At 67.5% G+C, this 388-nt stretch carries 1 protein-coding gene; it reads right to left on the bottom strand.

Annotated features, from left to right (window positions below; translation table 11 throughout):
* Positions 1–388, bottom strand: a 388-nt coding sequence (locus tag ON19_RS30725; protein WP_043700676.1) for an IPT/TIG domain-containing protein, incomplete at both ends; no start/stop codon positions are given.

The raw sequence follows: 388 nt of genomic DNA, 5'->3' as shown, positions 1-388 counted from the left end.
CCCCGTGCCCGCGGGGGTGACCGCGGTGATCTGGGTGGCGGAGTCGACGGTGAACGAGGCCGCCGGTGTCGCGCCGAAGGTGATGGCGGTGGCTCCGGTCAGGTTGGTGCCGGTGAGAACTACTGTCGTTCCGCCGGTGACCGGACCCGCATTGGGAACCACGGTGGCCAGGGTGGGAACCGCAACATAGGTGTAGGCCACGCCGTTGGTGGTTCCGCCTGCAGTGGTGGCGGTGACTTGCACCGTTCCTGTTCCGGCTGGCGCAACGGCGGTGATCTGTGTCGAGGAGTTGACGGTGAACGATGTCGCCGGTGTCGCACCGAAAGTCACCGCCGTAGCCCCAGTCAGCCCTGTCCCGGTGAGAACGACCGTCGTCCCACCAGCGACC

Source organism: Nocardia abscessus NBRC 100374 (genome assembly GCF_000308455.1).
GTDB classification, from domain to species: domain Bacteria; phylum Actinomycetota; class Actinomycetes; order Mycobacteriales; family Mycobacteriaceae; genus Nocardia; species Nocardia abscessus.
The sequence above is the reverse complement of the archived record's forward strand: the minus strand, read 5'-3'. Positions and strand labels throughout refer to the sequence as shown.